The organism is Nocardia sp. NPDC056000 (assembly GCF_042269265.1).
Lineage (GTDB): Bacteria > Actinomycetota > Actinomycetes > Mycobacteriales > Mycobacteriaceae > Nocardia.
This window is the reverse complement of sequence record NZ_JBHJXS010000020.1, coordinates 17,150-32,500: the sequence shown is the minus strand read 5'-3', so window position 1 is coordinate 32,500 and position 15,351 is coordinate 17,150. Positions and strand designations below refer to the sequence as shown.

General features: G+C 67.5%; 14 protein-coding genes. 7 read left to right on the top strand and 7 right to left on the bottom strand.

Annotated elements, in window-relative coordinates; all coding sequences use genetic code 11:
- Positions 1-106: 106 nt before the first annotated feature.
- On the top strand, positions 107-1,933 hold the full coding sequence (locus ACFC4D_RS42660; protein ID WP_375960853.1) for an acyl-CoA dehydrogenase: 1,827 nt from the start codon (positions 107-109) through the stop codon (positions 1,931-1,933).
- 166 nt (positions 1,934-2,099) lie between these two features.
- A complete protein-coding gene (locus ACFC4D_RS42655) occupies positions 2,100-2,738 on the top strand; it encodes a hypothetical protein (RefSeq protein ID WP_364649639.1) in 639 nt (212 codons plus the stop codon).
- A 15-nt stretch (positions 2,739-2,753) separates the two neighbouring features.
- Here ACFC4D_RS42655 and ACFC4D_RS42650 read toward each other — a convergent pair whose 3' ends face one another.
- Genes ACFC4D_RS42650 through ACFC4D_RS42640 form a run of 3 tightly spaced genes read right to left on the bottom strand, consistent with a single transcriptional unit; the run spans position 2,754 to position 5,165 of the window.
- Positions 2,754-3,569, bottom strand: coding sequence for an exodeoxyribonuclease III (locus tag ACFC4D_RS42650; RefSeq protein WP_375960851.1), 816 nt, complete (start codon positions 3,567-3,569; stop codon positions 2,754-2,756).
- Between the two features lie 47 nt (positions 3,570-3,616).
- A complete protein-coding gene (locus ACFC4D_RS42645) occupies positions 3,617-4,585 on the bottom strand; it encodes a GNAT family N-acetyltransferase (RefSeq protein ID WP_376072147.1) in 969 nt (322 codons plus the stop codon).
- The gene (locus ACFC4D_RS42640) at positions 4,575-5,165 is read right to left on the bottom strand and encodes a peptide deformylase (protein WP_364649630.1); all 591 of its coding nucleotides are present in this window, start codon (positions 5,163-5,165) and stop codon (positions 4,575-4,577) included. Before ACFC4D_RS42640 ends, ACFC4D_RS42645 begins: the two co-directional genes overlap by 11 nt.
- Positions 5,166-5,432: 267 nt before the next feature.
- On the opposite strand from ACFC4D_RS42640, the gene ACFC4D_RS42635 reads away from it, so the two are divergent.
- The 5 genes from ACFC4D_RS42635 to ACFC4D_RS42615 all read left to right on the top strand — a co-directional run bounded on the left by ACFC4D_RS42635 (position 5,433) and on the right by ACFC4D_RS42615 (position 9,827).
- Positions 5,433-5,702 carry a DUF3263 domain-containing protein gene (locus ACFC4D_RS42635; RefSeq protein ID WP_375963722.1) on the top strand — a complete coding sequence of 90 codons (270 nt, stop codon included), beginning with the start codon at positions 5,433-5,435 and terminating at the stop codon, positions 5,700-5,702.
- 37 nt (positions 5,703-5,739) lie between these two features.
- Positions 5,740-6,321, top strand: coding sequence for a LytR C-terminal domain-containing protein (locus tag ACFC4D_RS42630; RefSeq protein WP_364649624.1), 582 nt, complete (start codon positions 5,740-5,742; stop codon positions 6,319-6,321).
- A 147-nt stretch (positions 6,322-6,468) separates the two neighbouring features.
- Positions 6,469-7,149, top strand: a complete 681-nt coding sequence (locus tag ACFC4D_RS42625; RefSeq protein ID WP_364649621.1) for a superoxide dismutase family protein — start codon at positions 6,469-6,471, stop codon at positions 7,147-7,149.
- Between the two features lie 14 nt (positions 7,150-7,163).
- Complete coding sequence (locus ACFC4D_RS42620; protein WP_376072145.1) at positions 7,164-8,309, top strand: glutamate--cysteine ligase; 1,146 nt, start codon at positions 7,164-7,166, stop codon at positions 8,307-8,309.
- 162 nt (positions 8,310-8,471) lie between these two features.
- Entirely contained in the window at positions 8,472-9,827 is a 1,356-nt protein-coding gene (locus ACFC4D_RS42615; RefSeq protein WP_375960844.1) for a DUF5933 domain-containing protein, read from the top strand.
- Here ACFC4D_RS42615 and ACFC4D_RS42610 read toward each other — a convergent pair.
- The 4 genes from ACFC4D_RS42610 to ACFC4D_RS42595 form a co-directional block, all read right to left on the bottom strand.
- On the bottom strand, positions 9,793-11,148 hold the full coding sequence (locus ACFC4D_RS42610) for a hypothetical protein (RefSeq protein ID WP_375960842.1): 1,356 nt from the start codon (positions 11,146-11,148) through the stop codon (positions 9,793-9,795). The genes ACFC4D_RS42615 and ACFC4D_RS42610 overlap by 35 nt on opposite strands.
- Positions 11,149-11,236: 88 nt before the next feature.
- Complete coding sequence (locus tag ACFC4D_RS42605; RefSeq protein ID WP_376072142.1) at positions 11,237-13,471, bottom strand: AAA family ATPase; 2,235 nt, start codon at positions 13,469-13,471, stop codon at positions 11,237-11,239.
- A gap of 103 nt (positions 13,472-13,574) precedes the next feature.
- Complete coding sequence (gene pssA, locus ACFC4D_RS42600; RefSeq protein WP_375963719.1) at positions 13,575-14,453, bottom strand: CDP-diacylglycerol--serine O-phosphatidyltransferase; 879 nt, start codon at positions 14,451-14,453, stop codon at positions 13,575-13,577.
- The gene (locus ACFC4D_RS42595) at positions 14,453-15,169 is read right to left on the bottom strand and encodes a phosphatidylserine decarboxylase (RefSeq protein WP_364649842.1); all 717 of its coding nucleotides are present in this window, start codon (positions 15,167-15,169) and stop codon (positions 14,453-14,455) included. The genes pssA and ACFC4D_RS42595 overlap by 1 nt, the downstream gene beginning before the upstream one ends.
- Positions 15,170-15,351 lie beyond the last annotated feature (182 nt).

Below are 15,351 nucleotides of genomic sequence, written 5' to 3'. Positions count from 1 at the left end.
AAAGCAAGACGTGACCGGCGGCACTCATGGCTACGGTGGCGTAGCCGAACGGCCGTACGGCAAACTTCGCTCTGATCAAGAAGACCTAGGCGAGGAGGCCATTCCCGTGTCCCATTACAAGGCGAACCTGCGAGACATCGAGTTCAACTTGTTCGAAGTACTGGGAATCGGGGCGCTGCTCGATACGGGCGCCTACGGTGATCTCGACGGCGAGACCGCCCGCGACATGCTCACCGAGGTGCTGCGGCTCGCGGAGGGCCCGGTCGCCGAATCCTTCGTCGAAGGCGACCGCACCCCGGTCGAATTCGATGCCGCGAACAACACCATCATCGTGCCGGACCTGCTGCGCAAGACCGTCGCCGCGGTCAACGACGCCGGGTACTCCGGTCTCGGCATGTCCGAGGACATGGGCGGTGTGCCCGCGCCCAACGCGCTCATCTGGGGCATCCAGGAAATGATCGTGGCCGCGAACAACTCGGCCAGCTTCTTCAACATGGGCCCGCTCATGCACAAGGTGATCTTCGACGAGGGCACCGAACAGCAGCAGCGCTGGGCCGCGCACGCCTGGGAGAACCGCTGGGGCGGCACCATGGTGCTCACCGAGCCCGACGCCGGCTCCGATGTCGGCATGGGCCGCACCAAGGCCGTGCAGCAGTCCGACGGCACCTGGCATATCGAAGGCGTGAAGCGCTTCATCTCCGGCGGCGACGTCGGCGATACCGCCGACAACATCTTCCACCTGGTGCTGGCCCGCCCCGAGGGCGCGGGGCCGGGCACCAAGGGCCTGTCGCTGTTCATCGTGCCGCGCTTCCACTTCGATCCCGAGACCATGGCGATCGGCGAGAAGAACGGCGCGCTGGTCACCGGCGTCGAGCACAAGATGGGCATCAAGTCCTCGCCCACCTGTGAGATCACCTTCGGCGGCGATATCCCGGCCGTCGGTTACCTGGTCGGCGATAAGCACAATGGCATCGCGCAGATGTTCAAGGTCATCGAGAACGCGCGAATGATGGTGGGCACCAAGGCCACCGGCGCACTGTCCACCGGTTACCTGAACGCGCTGGAGTACGCCAAGCAGCGCGTCCAGGGTGCGGACCTGACCCAGATGACCGATAAGGCCGCACCGCGCGTCACCATCACCCACCACCCGGATGTGCGCCGCTCGCTGGCCACCCAGAAGGCGTACGCCGAGGGCCTGCGCGCGCTGTACATGTACTGCGCCTCCTACCAGAACGCCGATGTGGCACAGGCGAATTACGGTATCGACGCCGAAACCGCCGAGCGGGTCAACGATCTGCTGCTGCCGATCGTGAAGGGTTGCGGCTCCGATCGCGCGTACGAGACGCTCACCGAATCGCTACAGACCCTGGGTGGCTCGGGCTACCTGCAGGACTACCCGATCGAGCAGTACATCCGCGACTGCAAGATCGACTCGCTGTACGAGGGCACCACCGCCATCCAGGCGCAGGACTTCTTCTTCCGCAAGATCATTCGCGATAAGGGCGTCGCGCTGGCGCACGTCGCCGGGCTGATCCAGAAGTTCGTCGAGGGCGGCCCGGACCAGTTCAAGGTCGAGCGCGGTTTCCTCGGCACCGCCCTCGCCGATGTGCAGGCCATGGCGGCGGCGCTGACCGGGTACCTGATGGCTTCGCAGCAGAACCCGGAGGAGCTGTACAAGGTCGGCCTCGGTTCGGTCCGATTCCTGTACGCCGTAGGCGATCTCGTCATCGCGTGGCGGTTGCTGGAGCACGCGGCCATCGCGCAGGCGGCGCTGGATGCCGGAGCCGCCGAGAAGGACAAGAACTTCTACACCGGCAAGGTCGCGGTGGCGTCGTTCTTCGCCAAGAACAAGCTGCCGCTCATCACCGGTGTGCGCGCGGTTGTCGAGGCCATCGACAACGACATCATGAAGCTGGACGAAGCGGCTTTCTGACCTCTCTGCGACTCTCCCGACCCCCGCACCCGAGGTGCGGGGGTCGGACTGTTATGGGGGGTGAGAAGTGTTTCAGCGCGGTGGGTTTGGCGACTCGCCGACGCAACACGCCATTTCTCTGCCCTACCTGCTGTGATGTGTCGGTAGAACCGGGTACAACTACCGCATGGTCTTCCCGGTGTCCTTCGGCTGGATTCAGATCCTGATTGCCGTGCTCGCGATCGGTGCGATCGCCCTGTTGGTTACTGCGCTGTTCAAGGCACGCAAGGTGGGCTTCAAAGTCATCGCCGGGCGCGGCGCGGGCGCTGTCTCGCTGATTCTCGTTGCGGTGGTGATCCTTTGGATCACCACCCTGTTGCAAACGTTCCTCGGCCTCACCGGTGAGATCAAGGCGGCGCACATCGTGACCACGCCCGTCGCCGGGCAGGAACATCTGATGGACGTCGACCTCACCCTCTACGGGGACAAGGACCACGACGAGCAGCACCTGAAATATCAAGTGGAGGGCGATATGTGGGTGCTCCAGGCCAATATCGTCGAACTGGAACCGTGGGTGAACGCGCTCGGCTTCAACTCCGGCTACAAGGTCACCCGGCTCTACGGTCAGCGCCTGGACGGCATCGCCACCAAGCAGAACCAGATCTTCCTCAATGGCGGCGACGGCGATTTCTTCAAGGATATGAAGGATCAGACCTGGTACACCAAGCCGTTCGTGCGCTCGGCGTACGGCAATGCCGTCATCGCCACCGGCGGCAGCTATGACGTCTTCATCTCCCGGGACGCCATCAAGACGCGCCCGGCCTAGTCCGAGCCGATCGGCTCAGTCCGCGATATCGGCGACGACGGGCGCGTGATCGCTGGCGCCCTTGCCCTTTCGCTCCTCGCGGTCCACGTTCGCATCGCTCACCCGGGACGACAGCTCGGGTGAGCCGAGGATGAAGTCGATGCGCATGCCCTCCTTGCGGGGGAAGCGCAGCTGCGTGTAATCCCAGTACGTATAGACGCCCGGCCCCGGATGGTACGGCCGCATGACGTCCGTGAAGCCCGCCTCGGTCATGGCCTCGAAGGCATCGCGCTCCGGGGCGGAGGTGTGCGTCTTGCCCTCGAAGAACTCCGGCGACCACACGTCCGCGTCGGTGGGCGCGATATTCCAGTCGCCGACCAGGGCGATCCGCGCGTCCGGATCCTCGGCGAGCCACTTGCCGCCCGCATTGCGCAGCGCCGCAAGCCATTCCAGCTTGTAGGTGTAGTGCGGATCGTCCAGCGCCCGGCCATTGGGCACGTACAGGCTCCACACCCGCACGCCACCGCAGGTCGCGCCGATGGCGCGGGCCTCCACCACCGGTGTGCTCAGCAGGGATTCGCCCGCGTCCTTATCGAAGCCGGGCTGCTCCGGAAAGCCGATCTCGACATCGTCGAGACCGATGCGCGACGCGATGGCCACCCCGTTCCACTGGTTGTAGCCCACATGCGCGACCTCGTACCCGGCGGCCTCGAACGCCTCGAACGGGAACTGCTCGTCCTTGCATTTGGTTTCCTGCATGGCCAGCACATCGATATCCGACCGATCCAGCCAGGCCAGCACCCGATCCTGCCGGGAGCGAATCGAATTCACGTTCCAGGTCGCGAGACGCACAGCAAAGCCTTTCGGAAATATGTACTGAGCTATGTACTTTCGGAAATTCAGGGCGCGGCGTACCGGTAGCGATGGTGGTCGACGAAACCCAGTTCGCGGTACAGCGCCAGCGCCGGTTCATTACCGGCCTCCACCTGAACGTACGCGTGTGTCGCCGCGCGCGCCGCGCCCCAGCGGATCAGCTCGGCGCACACCAGCGCACCGAGTCCGTGCCTGCGATGTTCGGCCGCGACCGTGAGACAGGTCAGCCCCACCCAGCGGCGGCCGTCCGGCGCGGTGGTGACCGCGGCCCGGCCGATGGCCAGCGGTGAGGGCAAACCCAGTGTGGCGAAACCCAATTCGCCGTCGCGCACGGCGGTGAGCACATCCACCGTCGGCGTCGAGCCGATGGTGTTGTCGCCGCCGCGATGCCGATGCATGGACAGCCACGCGCCATCGGGCTCACTCGCGATCCGCACCATGGGCGGACCCGGCGGCAGCACCATGGTCGCGATATCGACGGCCAGCACCAGGGTTTCGCTCCAGGTGCGCCAGCCCGCGGGCACCAGCGCCAGCCGATCCGGCAGCAGCAATTGCAGCGGCAACCCGTGCGCGGTGTACCACTCGCCGATCTTGTGCACGGTCTCGGTGGAGGTCAGCGCGGGACCGTCCGAACCGCCCAGCGGCACAGCGGAGTTCGCCCGCCCGGTGTAACCGTCGCCGGCACGCAGCAGCCAGCCGTCGATCCAGGCGCGCCGCACCCCGGGCCAGCCATCGGCGGCCGCGGCCTCCAGCGCGCGGATCTCACTGGTCCGAATGGGCCTGGGGCCCAATTCCTTCCACGCCACCACGCGATCCCAGGCCACCGAGACCACCTGACCGTCGCCGGTGCGCACGGTGAGGGGATCGGTCGCGACGAGTTCACCGATCACATCTGTGAGCGGTTGTGGATAACCCTCGGGCAGCCGATAGCGCACCACCACCCGGCGTCCGAGTGGTGGCAGCGAAGGATCGGGCGACGGGGGGTCAGTCGTCATGCCCGAACGGATCCGGGACGGTGCCCGGGATCCAGCTCAAACCCGGTGTGCCCCAGCCGTTCCGCTTGATGGCCTTCTTGGCGGCGCGCGCGTTGCGGCCGATCAGCACATCCACGTACAGGAAGCCGTCCAGATGGCCGACCTCGTGCTGGAGCATGCGCGCGAAGAAGTCCTCGCCCTCGATATCGACCGGTTCGCCGTGCTCGTCGATACCGGTGACCCTGGCCCAGTCGGCGCGACCGGTGGGGAACTGCTCGCCCGGAACCGAGAGGCAGCCCTCCTCGTCGTCATCCGGATCGGGCATGGTCTCGGGCAGCGCGGAGGTTTCCAGCACCGGATTGATCACCGCGCCGCGACGGCGCACCATCTTGCCGTCCGGGCCCTCGTCGGGGCAGTCGTAGACGAACAGTCGCAGCGGGACGCCGACCTGATTGGCGGCCAGGCCGACACCGTGCGCGGCATCGAGGGTTTCGTACATGTCCGCGATCAACTCGGCCAGTTCCTCGGGTGTCTGCTCGACCTTCTCGGTCGGGTTGTGCAGAACCGGGTCGCCGACGATGACGATCGGGAGAATAGCCATGTAGAACACCCTACCGGGAGGTTACGGGCCCCTTGAAACGACCTTCCGACAGCCCGACACGCCGGGGGTTTGTTCACCAAAACACGCCGAACGGTACGCGCCGGGAAGTCTGCGCCGCGTGGTTGAATGGGCGACGGACACAAGCACCATATTCGTCTGGTGACCACTCGGCGAGGGAGCACTATGGACAGCGCAGCGGCCCGGAACATTTCCGCAAGCGGGGACGACCTTTCCGTGAGCGCGGACAGCGCGGCCGGCGCCACGGCGATGAGCGCGGATGGCGCGCACGGCCTCTCGCGACGCGAACTCGACATCCTCGACTTCGAGCGCAAATGGTGGAAGTACGCCGGCGCCAAGGAAGAAGCCATCCGGGAGCTGTTCGACCTCTCCGCCACCCGCTACTACCAGGTGCTCAACGCCGTCGTCGACAAGCCCGAAGCCCTGGCCGCGGACCCCATGCTGGTGAAGCGCCTGCGCCGGTTGCGGGCCAGTCGTCAGAAGACCAGGGCCGCACGCCGTCTCGGATTCCAGGTGTGAACCGCCCCGAGCCGACGCAGCGATTAGGCTCCACGCCGTGAGCACTCCGAATTCGCCGTCCGGCGGTCCGCCGCTGCGGGCGCTGGCCATGGTGTTGATCGCGCTGGCAATCGTCTTCGCCGGAATCGGCGCGATGTCGCTGTCGAGTTCGGACTCCTCCGACGCCGACGCCTCGACCGGACCCTCCACGACTGTGCCGAGTACCACACTCGCACCGGCACTTTCATCATCATTGCCGCCGGTGGTGACCACGCCACCGGTGAGCAGCGCCGCCCCGGAGACCACTCCGCCGGCCACCACCCCGCCCCCGGTGACCACCACCCCGCCGGCGGGTGCGGTCGACAAGTCCGTTCCCGTAAGGGTTTTCAACAACAGCATGGTCGCGGGCCTGGCCGCCAAAACCGCCGGTGATCTCGTCGCGAACGGCTGGAATATCGCCGAGACCGGCAACTACGGTTCCGGCGTCATCCCGAAAACCACTGTGTACTACGGCACTTCGCCCGGCGAGAAGGCCGCCGCGCAGGCCATCGCCGCGCAGCTCGGCGTCGCCGCGGAACCGCGATTCGCCGGAATACTGGACAGCCCGCCCGGTGTCATCGTCATAGTGACCGGCAACTGACCCGCTTGCCGGCGGCAACCGCACGGCGCTCGAACACCCCGCCAGCCCCTGCGGGGGAGTGGGTCACGGCTCTGGCATCATCTTGTCCGAGTAGTAATCATGTCCGTCCAGCTTTTCGTAAACTCGGACTCGTAAAGGAGTTCCCCGATGGCCCCGTCCACAACTCGTCGCCCGTCCTGGTGGACTGTGACCCCGGTGCTCGCGGTCGCGGTCTTCGGCATCGCAGGATGCTCGAACGGCCAGGAATCGAGTGACGTCAAGGGGACGACCCCGCCGGTCTTCACCAGCTCTCCCGCACCGGCGGGCGCGGCACACGGTGGCCTCACCACCCCGCCCACCGATTCCGTCAGCTCCACGCTGAAGGATTCGAACGGCCAGGCCGTCGGCACCGTCACCTTCGGCAAGGTCGGCAACCACCTCGAGGTCACGGTCGAGGCGCACGGCCTCAAGCCGGGCTTCCACGGTCTGCACGTGCATCAGGTCGGCAAGTGCGAGCCGAACTCCGTGGCACCCACCGGCGGCGCTGCCGGTGACTTCCTCTCCGCCGGTGGGCACTTCCAGGCCGGCGACGCCAATACCCATCCGGCCAGCGGTGACCTCACCTCGCTCGAGGTCAAGAACGACGGTACGGCCAAGCTGGTCACCACCACCGACTCCGTGACACTGGACGAGCTCAAGGGCAAGGCCCTGATCATCCACGCGGGTGCGGACAACTTCGGCAATATTCCGAGTCGATACACCCAGGCCGGTGGCGCCGCCGGGCCGGACGCCGAAACACTGGCGACCGGTGACGCTGGCGCTCGCGTCGCCTGCGGCGTGATCGCATAACCCATAGGTGAACCATGGCCGGGGCAGGCATTTCGAAGGTCCACTTCAACAGTTCGCCTCGGCCCACGCTCGGCGTGGAGTGGGAGGTCGCGCTCGTCGACAAGCAGACGCGCGACCTTTCCAACACGGCCGCAGCGGTTTTCGAGGCGTGCGGCGATCTCCGCTCGTGGGACGGTCATCCGCAGATCACCAAGGAACTGCTGCGCAATACCGTCGAGCTGGTCACCGGTAAGCACGACACCGCGGGCGAAGCGGTGGACGAACTGCACGCCACCATGGATGCCGTGCGCCGCGCCGCCGATCCGCTGGGCGTCGACCTCTTCTGCGCGGGCACCCATCCGTTCGCGCAGTGGTCCACCCAACAGCTCACGCGCAGTCCGCATTACGACGAACTGATCGAGCGCACCCAGTGGTGGGGCCGCCAGATGCTGATCTGGGGCGTGCACGTGCACGTGGGAATCTCGCACCCGGAGAAGGTCTTCCCGATCCTGAACAGCCTGCTGCTGTCGTATCCACACCTGCTCGCGCTGTCCAGCTCCTCCCCGATGTGGGCGGGCGTCGACACCGGCTACGCCAGCAATCGCGCGCTCATGTTCCAGCAGCTGCCCACCGCCGGACTGCCCTTCCAATTCGAAAACTGGACGCAGTTCGAGGCTTTCGCGCACGACCAGATGAAAACCGGTGTGTTCGAACAGATCGGCGGCATGCACTGGGACATCCGCCCCGCGCCCAAATGGGGCACCATCGAGGTCCGCATCTGCGACGGCACCCCGAGCCGATCCGAACTCTCCGCCATCGTGGCGCTCATCCACTGCCTCATCGTGGATCTGGACCGCCGCGTCGAAGCGGGGGAAACGCTGCCGACCATCCCGCCCTGGCATGTGCAGGAGAACAAGTGGCGCGCGGCCCGCTACGGGCTGGACGCCATCATCATCACCGACGCCGCGAGCAATGAGCGGCTGGTCACCGATGACCTGATGGAACTGCTGAACCGGCTGGAACCGACCGCCAAGAGCCTGGGCTGTGAGAACGAGCTGGCACTGGTCGCCGATATCCCCAAGCGCGGTGCCTCGTATCAGCGCCAGCGCCGGGTCGCCGCGGCCAATCAGGGCGATCTGGTCAGCGTCGTCGACTCCCTCGTCAAGGAACTGGCACAGTAGGTTTCGCGCACCGCGCCCGTTTCGCGCGGGTGTGATTTCGGTTACGCCAGGTTGAACGGCGTATGCGCTGGCCAGGGCTGACCGGGAGCTGCGCGGCGGGGATGACCGCTCGTGTTCAGCGGGCCCGGGGGCTGGCGTTCACACGGCGTTTACTATGGTCCGGTGTTGCTCGACGGTCCGCGTCCCGAAACGGTGGGTGGAGCACGCCGGACCTCATGGCTGCCCTCGCGGCGCCTCCAGCTCACGGCGCTGCTGACCGCCGTCCCCGTGCTGCTCATCGCACTGCAGATCGTCGCGGCCCGCAATGACTTCCTCGGCCCGCTGGAAAGCCTCTGGGCGGACTACGCGGGCACCCCCAAATCGGTCACCGTGCCGTGGGCCGGACTCGGCCTGGCCCTGATCGGATTGAACTGGCGACGGCGCTTCATCGCCGTCGGCGCGGCCGCCGGGATCGACCTGGTCTACCAGGTGGTGCGCAGCCTCAGCGGCGGACCGCTGGCCCTGGGCAACGGTCCGGTCATCGTGCTCACCGCCATCGTGCTGATCGCGAACTTCGGCTGGGAGGGCACCGATAAACGCAATGCCCTGCACGCCGCCGCGCTCGGCATCCTGCTCACGCTGTCCAGCAAGGTCGCCGAAGTCTGGCTGATGGTCACCATGATGGCCGGGCCCAAGGTGCTCGACGAACACGTGGTGCTGGTCGACCACGCCCTCGGCAATCCGTCCTGGGTGATGGGGCAGGTGCTCGAATTCCTCGGGCCGATAGCGAGTTTCGTCCTGCACTGGGTGTACATCGAACTGCCCGTCGGCGCGATGATCGTCACCATCTGGCAGCTGCGCGGCGTCGTCACCACCGGAAAATGGCCGGGGCACTACCTGGTTCGCACCTTCCTGGTGGTCGGACTCATCGGCCCGCTGTTCTACGTGATCTTCCCCGTGGTCGGCCCCATCTTCGCCTACGGCGCGGACGGCAAGGGCTTCGCGCTCGGCGACTACTGGCCGAATGTGGTGCCGCCCATCGATCTTCACCCCGGCGCGCTCCCGTTCGGCAACCTCGCACCGCGCAATTGCATGCCCTCGCTGCACACCGCGTGGGCGCTGACCATCTTCATTCACTCCCGCCGCGACGCCGACGGTGCGCCCGCACCGACCTGGCTGCGCTGGGGCGGCACCTTCTGGCTCATCGCCACCCTCTCGGCCACGCTCGGCTTCGGCTACCACTACGGCGCGGATCTGGTCGCGGGCGCGGTGCTGTGCCTGGCCATCGAATCCGCGCTGCGCGAACCCGAGCGCGGCTGGGATCGCGCCCGCGTGCAATTGGTCGCGGGCGGTGCGGCTCTGGTGGCGCTGCTGCTGCTCGGTTACCGGTATCTGTCGCTGGAGATCGCGCAGAACCCGGTGCCCGCCGGTGTGGTGATCCTCGGCCTGCTCGCCGGATACGTCACGCTGTTCTATCGCACCTGGTTCGCGGCCGAACCCGCGGTCAATCCGCTGCCGCTGAACCAGGTGGCTCGGTAACCGGGGTACCCGCGGCACTCGCCTCGGCTTCGGGAGTCGCCGCGGAACGATTGCGGCGCAGGGCATACAGGCCGACGATGCAGCCGATCACGATCAGGCTCGCCGTCCACGCGGGCGCGGAGGTGTCCTCCGAGACCACCGTGCACACCACCGCCCGGCTGGAATCCTGCATGGCGTAGTGCCCGCGGGCCACGTAGTCGCGCAGGCCGAGCACCGCCGACGGAATGAACACGATGATGGTGGCCAGCACCCGGTTCGGCACGAAACGCGGGTTCGCCGAGGTCAATCCGTAGCCGGTGAGCCAGGCCAGCACCGCCGTACCGCCGACCGTCAGCACCGCCCAATCCGAATCCGCGGTCATCGCGGTGAACAGGCCGAGCAGCAGTATCAGCACCAGACACGTCATCGGCGCACCCCGGCGGGTGCCGTACCACATGCCGAACACCGTGATGGCGACCGCGACCGGAATGGTCCAGGCGGGCAATTCCGCCGCCAGCGCGGAGGAACCCACCGCCGCCAAACCCACGATCACCAGCACCAATTCACCATCGCGACCCGGCAGCAGCATGGCCGCGATGAGCGCGGTCGCCACCGTGGTCAGCACCGCCAGCCCGACACCGGCGAAACTGTCACCGTGCCGCGACAGCCATTCCGCACTGGCCACCGTGACCAGCACCAGCACCACACCCGCCAGAATCGGCGCCAGCGGCAATTCGATCGAGGGGCGTTCGGCCGGTTTGCGATTGCGATTGCTCAGCGTGCCGATGGCCACCAGCACCAGCGCGGTCTCCAGCATCCACAGCGGCGGCATATCCATCGCCTCCCAGGCGCTGTCGCCCGAGCCGTCCTTGAGCACCCCGCCCAGATGCGGGATCGGACTGACCGAGCCGAGCAGCACACTGGTGATGACCCCGAGCGTCCAGCCGTACGCGGGCAAACGATGATGCAGCACCGCCGCGCCGAGCGAGCCCAGCACCAGCCCGCCCGCCAGCGCGTCGATGAAATTCATGGTGGACAGCGCGCCGACCGGTGGGCTCTCATGCCCGAAGATGTGGTTCACGGTCAGCGCGAGCAGCCCGCCGAGCGCGGTGGACCAGGCGATGACAATGCTGCCGAGGGTGGTGATCAGCACCGCGGAGATCATGGCCACCAGTACGCCCGCACCGATGGCGCGCGGCAGCGTATATGCCATCAGATCCAATTGCAGCGCGGAGGTATTGGAGGTCCAGCCGAAATCGATCGGCATGGCTAGCGAAAGTCCAGCAACCGTCGTCGCGACCAGTGCGGTGATCGTCTCGGTCGCTACCTGATACGGCCTCACCTGGGTGAAAATACCGTGCTATCGCGTACCGATCAGTCCGACTCGCCTAATTAATAATTCGAGTGGAAGATCCAGTTACCAATTCCGGCTAGCCCGAGGCCGCCCGCTGCGCCGCGAACAACCGCAACGCCTCCACCTGCACCGGATCCAGCGACGGGCGCACCGCGGCCCGCGCCGCCGCGACATCCGACGCGGTCACATCGGCCGCGTCCACATCGCGCCGCATCGCCGACAACGCCGATTCCCGCAGCAGCGCCGCACAATCCGCGGCCGAATATCCATCCAAATCCTTCGCGAGTTTGCGCAGATCCACCTCTTTCGCCAACGGCACCGATTTCGCGGCCGTGCGCAGGATTTCCGCGCGCGCCGCGGCATCGGGCGGCGGTACGAAAACCAGGCGCTCCAACCGGCCCGGACGAGTGAGCGCCGGATCGATCAATTCCGGCCGATTCGTCGCGCCGACCACCACCACATCGCGCAGCGGTTCCACGCCGTCGAGTTCGGTGAGCAGGGCCGCCACCACCCGATCGGTCACACCCGAATCGCTGTTCTGGCCCCGGCGCGGAGCCAGCGCGTCCACCTCGTCCAGGAAGATCAGCGAGGGCGCGGAATCGCGTGCGCGCTGGAACAATTCGCGCACCGCGCGCTCGGAGGAGCCGACCCACTTATCCATCAGCTCCGCACCCTTGACGGTGTGCACGCTCAACTGACCCGTGCTCGCCAGCGCGCGCACCAGGAAGGTCTTGCCACAGCCCGGCGGGCCGTACAGCAGCACACCGCGCGGCGGATCGATGCCCAGGCGCGCGAACGAATCCGGATGCCGCAGCGGCCACAGCACGGCTTCGGTGAGCGCCTGCTTCGTCTCGACCATATCGCCGACATCGTCGAGACCCAGTGAGCCGATGGCCAATTCCTCCGACCCCGAACGAGACAGCGGGCGGATCACCTCCAGCGCCCCTTCGAGATCCTCCTGCCGCAGCATGGGCTCCGAATGCTCCCGGCTCGACCGCGACGCCGCCCGCAGCGCTGCCTCGCGCACCAGCGCCGCCAGATCCGACACCACGAAACCCGGTGTGCGCGCGGCGATCTTGTCCAGTTGCAGCTCCGCGGTCGGGGCTCGGCGCAAGAGCTGCTCCAGCAGCGCCGCGCGCACGGCCGCCGTCGGCAGCGGCAGGGACACCTCACGATCACACAGTTCCGGCCCGCGCAGCCGGGCATCGACCTCGGTGGGATGCGAGGTGGTCGCCAGCAGGGCCACCGCCGGGCACGCCACCGCCGCCCGCAATTGATCGAGGATCAGCGTGGCCACCGGTTCCGCCGTGGCGGGCAGCAGCGCGTCGATATCGGTGATCAGCAGGACCCCGCCCGCACCCGAACAGATATCGGACACCGCGAGATTCACCTCGCGCAGCCGGGTGCCGCTCTCGGTCGCCCCGACCGACGGCCCGTCCAACTCCACCAGCCGCCGCGAACCCGTCACCGCGCGCGCCAGGGTGGTCTTGCCGACCCCGGCCGGGCCGGTGACCAGCACACCCAGATGTGAGGACGCCCCAAGGGTTTTCAATAGTTCCGGCTCGTCGAGGGCCAGGTTCAGCCATTCGGTCAGCTTGGCGGCCTGCGCCTGCACGCCCGCCAGATCGGCCACCGCCACCGCCGTCACCGGTGCGGGCGAGGCCGCACGCGTCGGGTCGATCGGGCGATCGCGGCGATCCGGGGCCTGCGCCGCCGTATCGCCCATGAGCGAACGCGGCGAATCCGTCGCCGCGATGCCCGGACCCCACACCACCGCGCTATTGGGCTGCACGCTCACCGGCCCGGGGGAGGGGTCGGTCGCGGTCACGGTCAGCAGCTCCGAGGTCCACGCGATTCCGAACGCCCGCGAAAGCGCCTGCGCCGCAGCCGAAGTGCTGGTGCCGGGGCCGAGATCGCGGGGCAGCAGCGAGACCGTATCGCCGACCGTGACCACCTTGCCCAGCAGCGCCTGCCGCAGCGTGGTCTCCGGTATGGACCCGGTGGCCAGGGTGGAACCGGTCACCGAAATCTGTCTGGCTCCGAATACCGTCGCGGGTGCGACGGTGACCATCGAATCCTCGCGCACGCCCGCATTCGACAGCGTCACATCATCGAGCAGCGCCACCCCCGTCGGCGTTCCGGCGGGCGCGACGGCGACCACCGCCGCGGTGCGCCGCGCTCCGATCAGCGCTATCCCATCCCACTCCCGCAACCCCAGCGCCGCCAGCGCTTCGGGATGCAGCCGCACCAACCCCCTCCGGGCGTCGGCGGCGGAAATATTGAGTCGTGCGGTCAACGAGAGTTCGGGCACGCCACCATTGTGCTGGAACCGCGCGGGCAAGCACCCGTCCTCGGTCCGAAAAGCCGAATGCCCCTGGTTCACGAGAACCAGGGGCATTCGGAAACAGGTGTGACTAGAGCCGTCCGCCCGGGCGGCGCAGGCGCAGGCGCGCGGTGGAGATGCTGCGAATCGGCCTGCGGCGCTGGGCGCGCCGCTGCGCCCGGCGTTCGGCGGGCTTGTGATCCCAGGTCTCCGGGCGGGCCGCCACCCAGCGCGCCGAATGCACGGCGAACGGGATATGCCCGAGATACAGCACCACCAGCGCCATCATCAGGATCAGCGGGTAGGTGACCAGCAGGGCGGCGGCCAGCGCCACCAGCACCAGCAGCACCGGCGCGGTGCGCGGGGCCACCGAGACCGATTTGATCGCCAGCGTCGGCAGCGTGCTCACGCACAGCAGGCCGGTGAGCACCACCCACACCGCCACGGCCGGGAAGCTCACCCACCAGCCGTCGCCGAACTGCTCGGACAGCGCGATGGGCAGCAGTGCGATCAGCGCGCCCGCGGGCGCGGGCACACCGGTGAAGTACTCGCGCTGCCAATCCGGGCGGCTGTCATCGTCCATCAGGGTGTTGAAGCGGGCCAGCCGCAGCACCATGCAGACCGCGAACATGAGCGCCACGATCCAGCCGATGCTGTCCGCGTGCAGGAACGTCACATACAGCACCAGGGCGGGCGCGACGCCGAACGCGATGGCATCGGAGAGCGAATCGAGTTCCGCGCCCATCTTGGTGGTGGCGTCGAGCATGCGGGCGATGCGCCCGTCCAGCATGTCGAAGATGGCGGCCGCGCCGACCAGCGCCAGCGCGATCGCCAACTGACCCTGCATGGCGAACTTGACCGCCGAGAGCCCCGAGCACAGTCCCAGAATGGTGACCATGCTCGGCAGCAGCCGCACGGTGCGATTGCGAGCCGAGCGGCGCAGCGCCGGTGTCGGCGCGAGTTGTTCCATCATGAATCCAGTTCGGCCAGTACCGTTTCCGCGCCGATGGTGCGCTGCCCGGGCACCACCAGCAGTTTGGTCCCGGCCGGGAAGTAGGTGTCCACGCGCGAGCCGAACCGGATGAGCCCGTAGGTCTCGCCGATGGACAGCTTGTCGCCGATCTTGGGCTCGCAGACGATGCGCCGCGCCAGCAGTCCGGCGATCTGCACCACCACCAGGCGCTGCCCGTTCTCGGTCAGCACCACCATGCAGTTGCGCTCATTGGCGTCACTGGCCTCGGGCAGGTCCGCGGAGAGGAACTCGCCCTTCTTGTAGACGATGTTGTCGATGCTGCCGGAGATCGGCATGCGCTGCACGTGCACGTCCAGCACCGACAGGAAGATGCTCACGCGCGGCAGCGGCTGATCACCGAGATTCAACTCGGCGGGCGGTACGGCCGTATCCACCAGCGCCACTTCACCATCGGCGGGCGCGACGACCACGCCGGGGCGATTCGGCGGCACCCGATGCGGATGCCGGAAGAAGGTGGCGGTCGCCGCGGCCGCGAACAATCCCGTGCGCCGCACCCACTTACGCCGGAAACCCAGCACGGCGACCGCGAGCGGGGCCGCCACGAAGGGCAGACCGGCCGGGTGCAGCGGCGGGATGGCGGAGCGGACCAGGTCGGCGACGTGGCCGAGTCCGGTGGTTTCGGGAGTGCCGGGCGGGGTGGGACGGCGGGCCACAAGCTCCTCTTTCATGCGCGGGTAGGTGGGTTGCGCACCGCGATATCCACACTGTGCGCACCGCGCTCACACGATACGGGAAGGTGGCCCAGCACTCGCGTTCTCCGTCCCCTACACCATGGTGACCGGTCCGGCATCGGCGGCGAATTGTGAGGGAACGCACAACCATGAGAGGCTGTTCC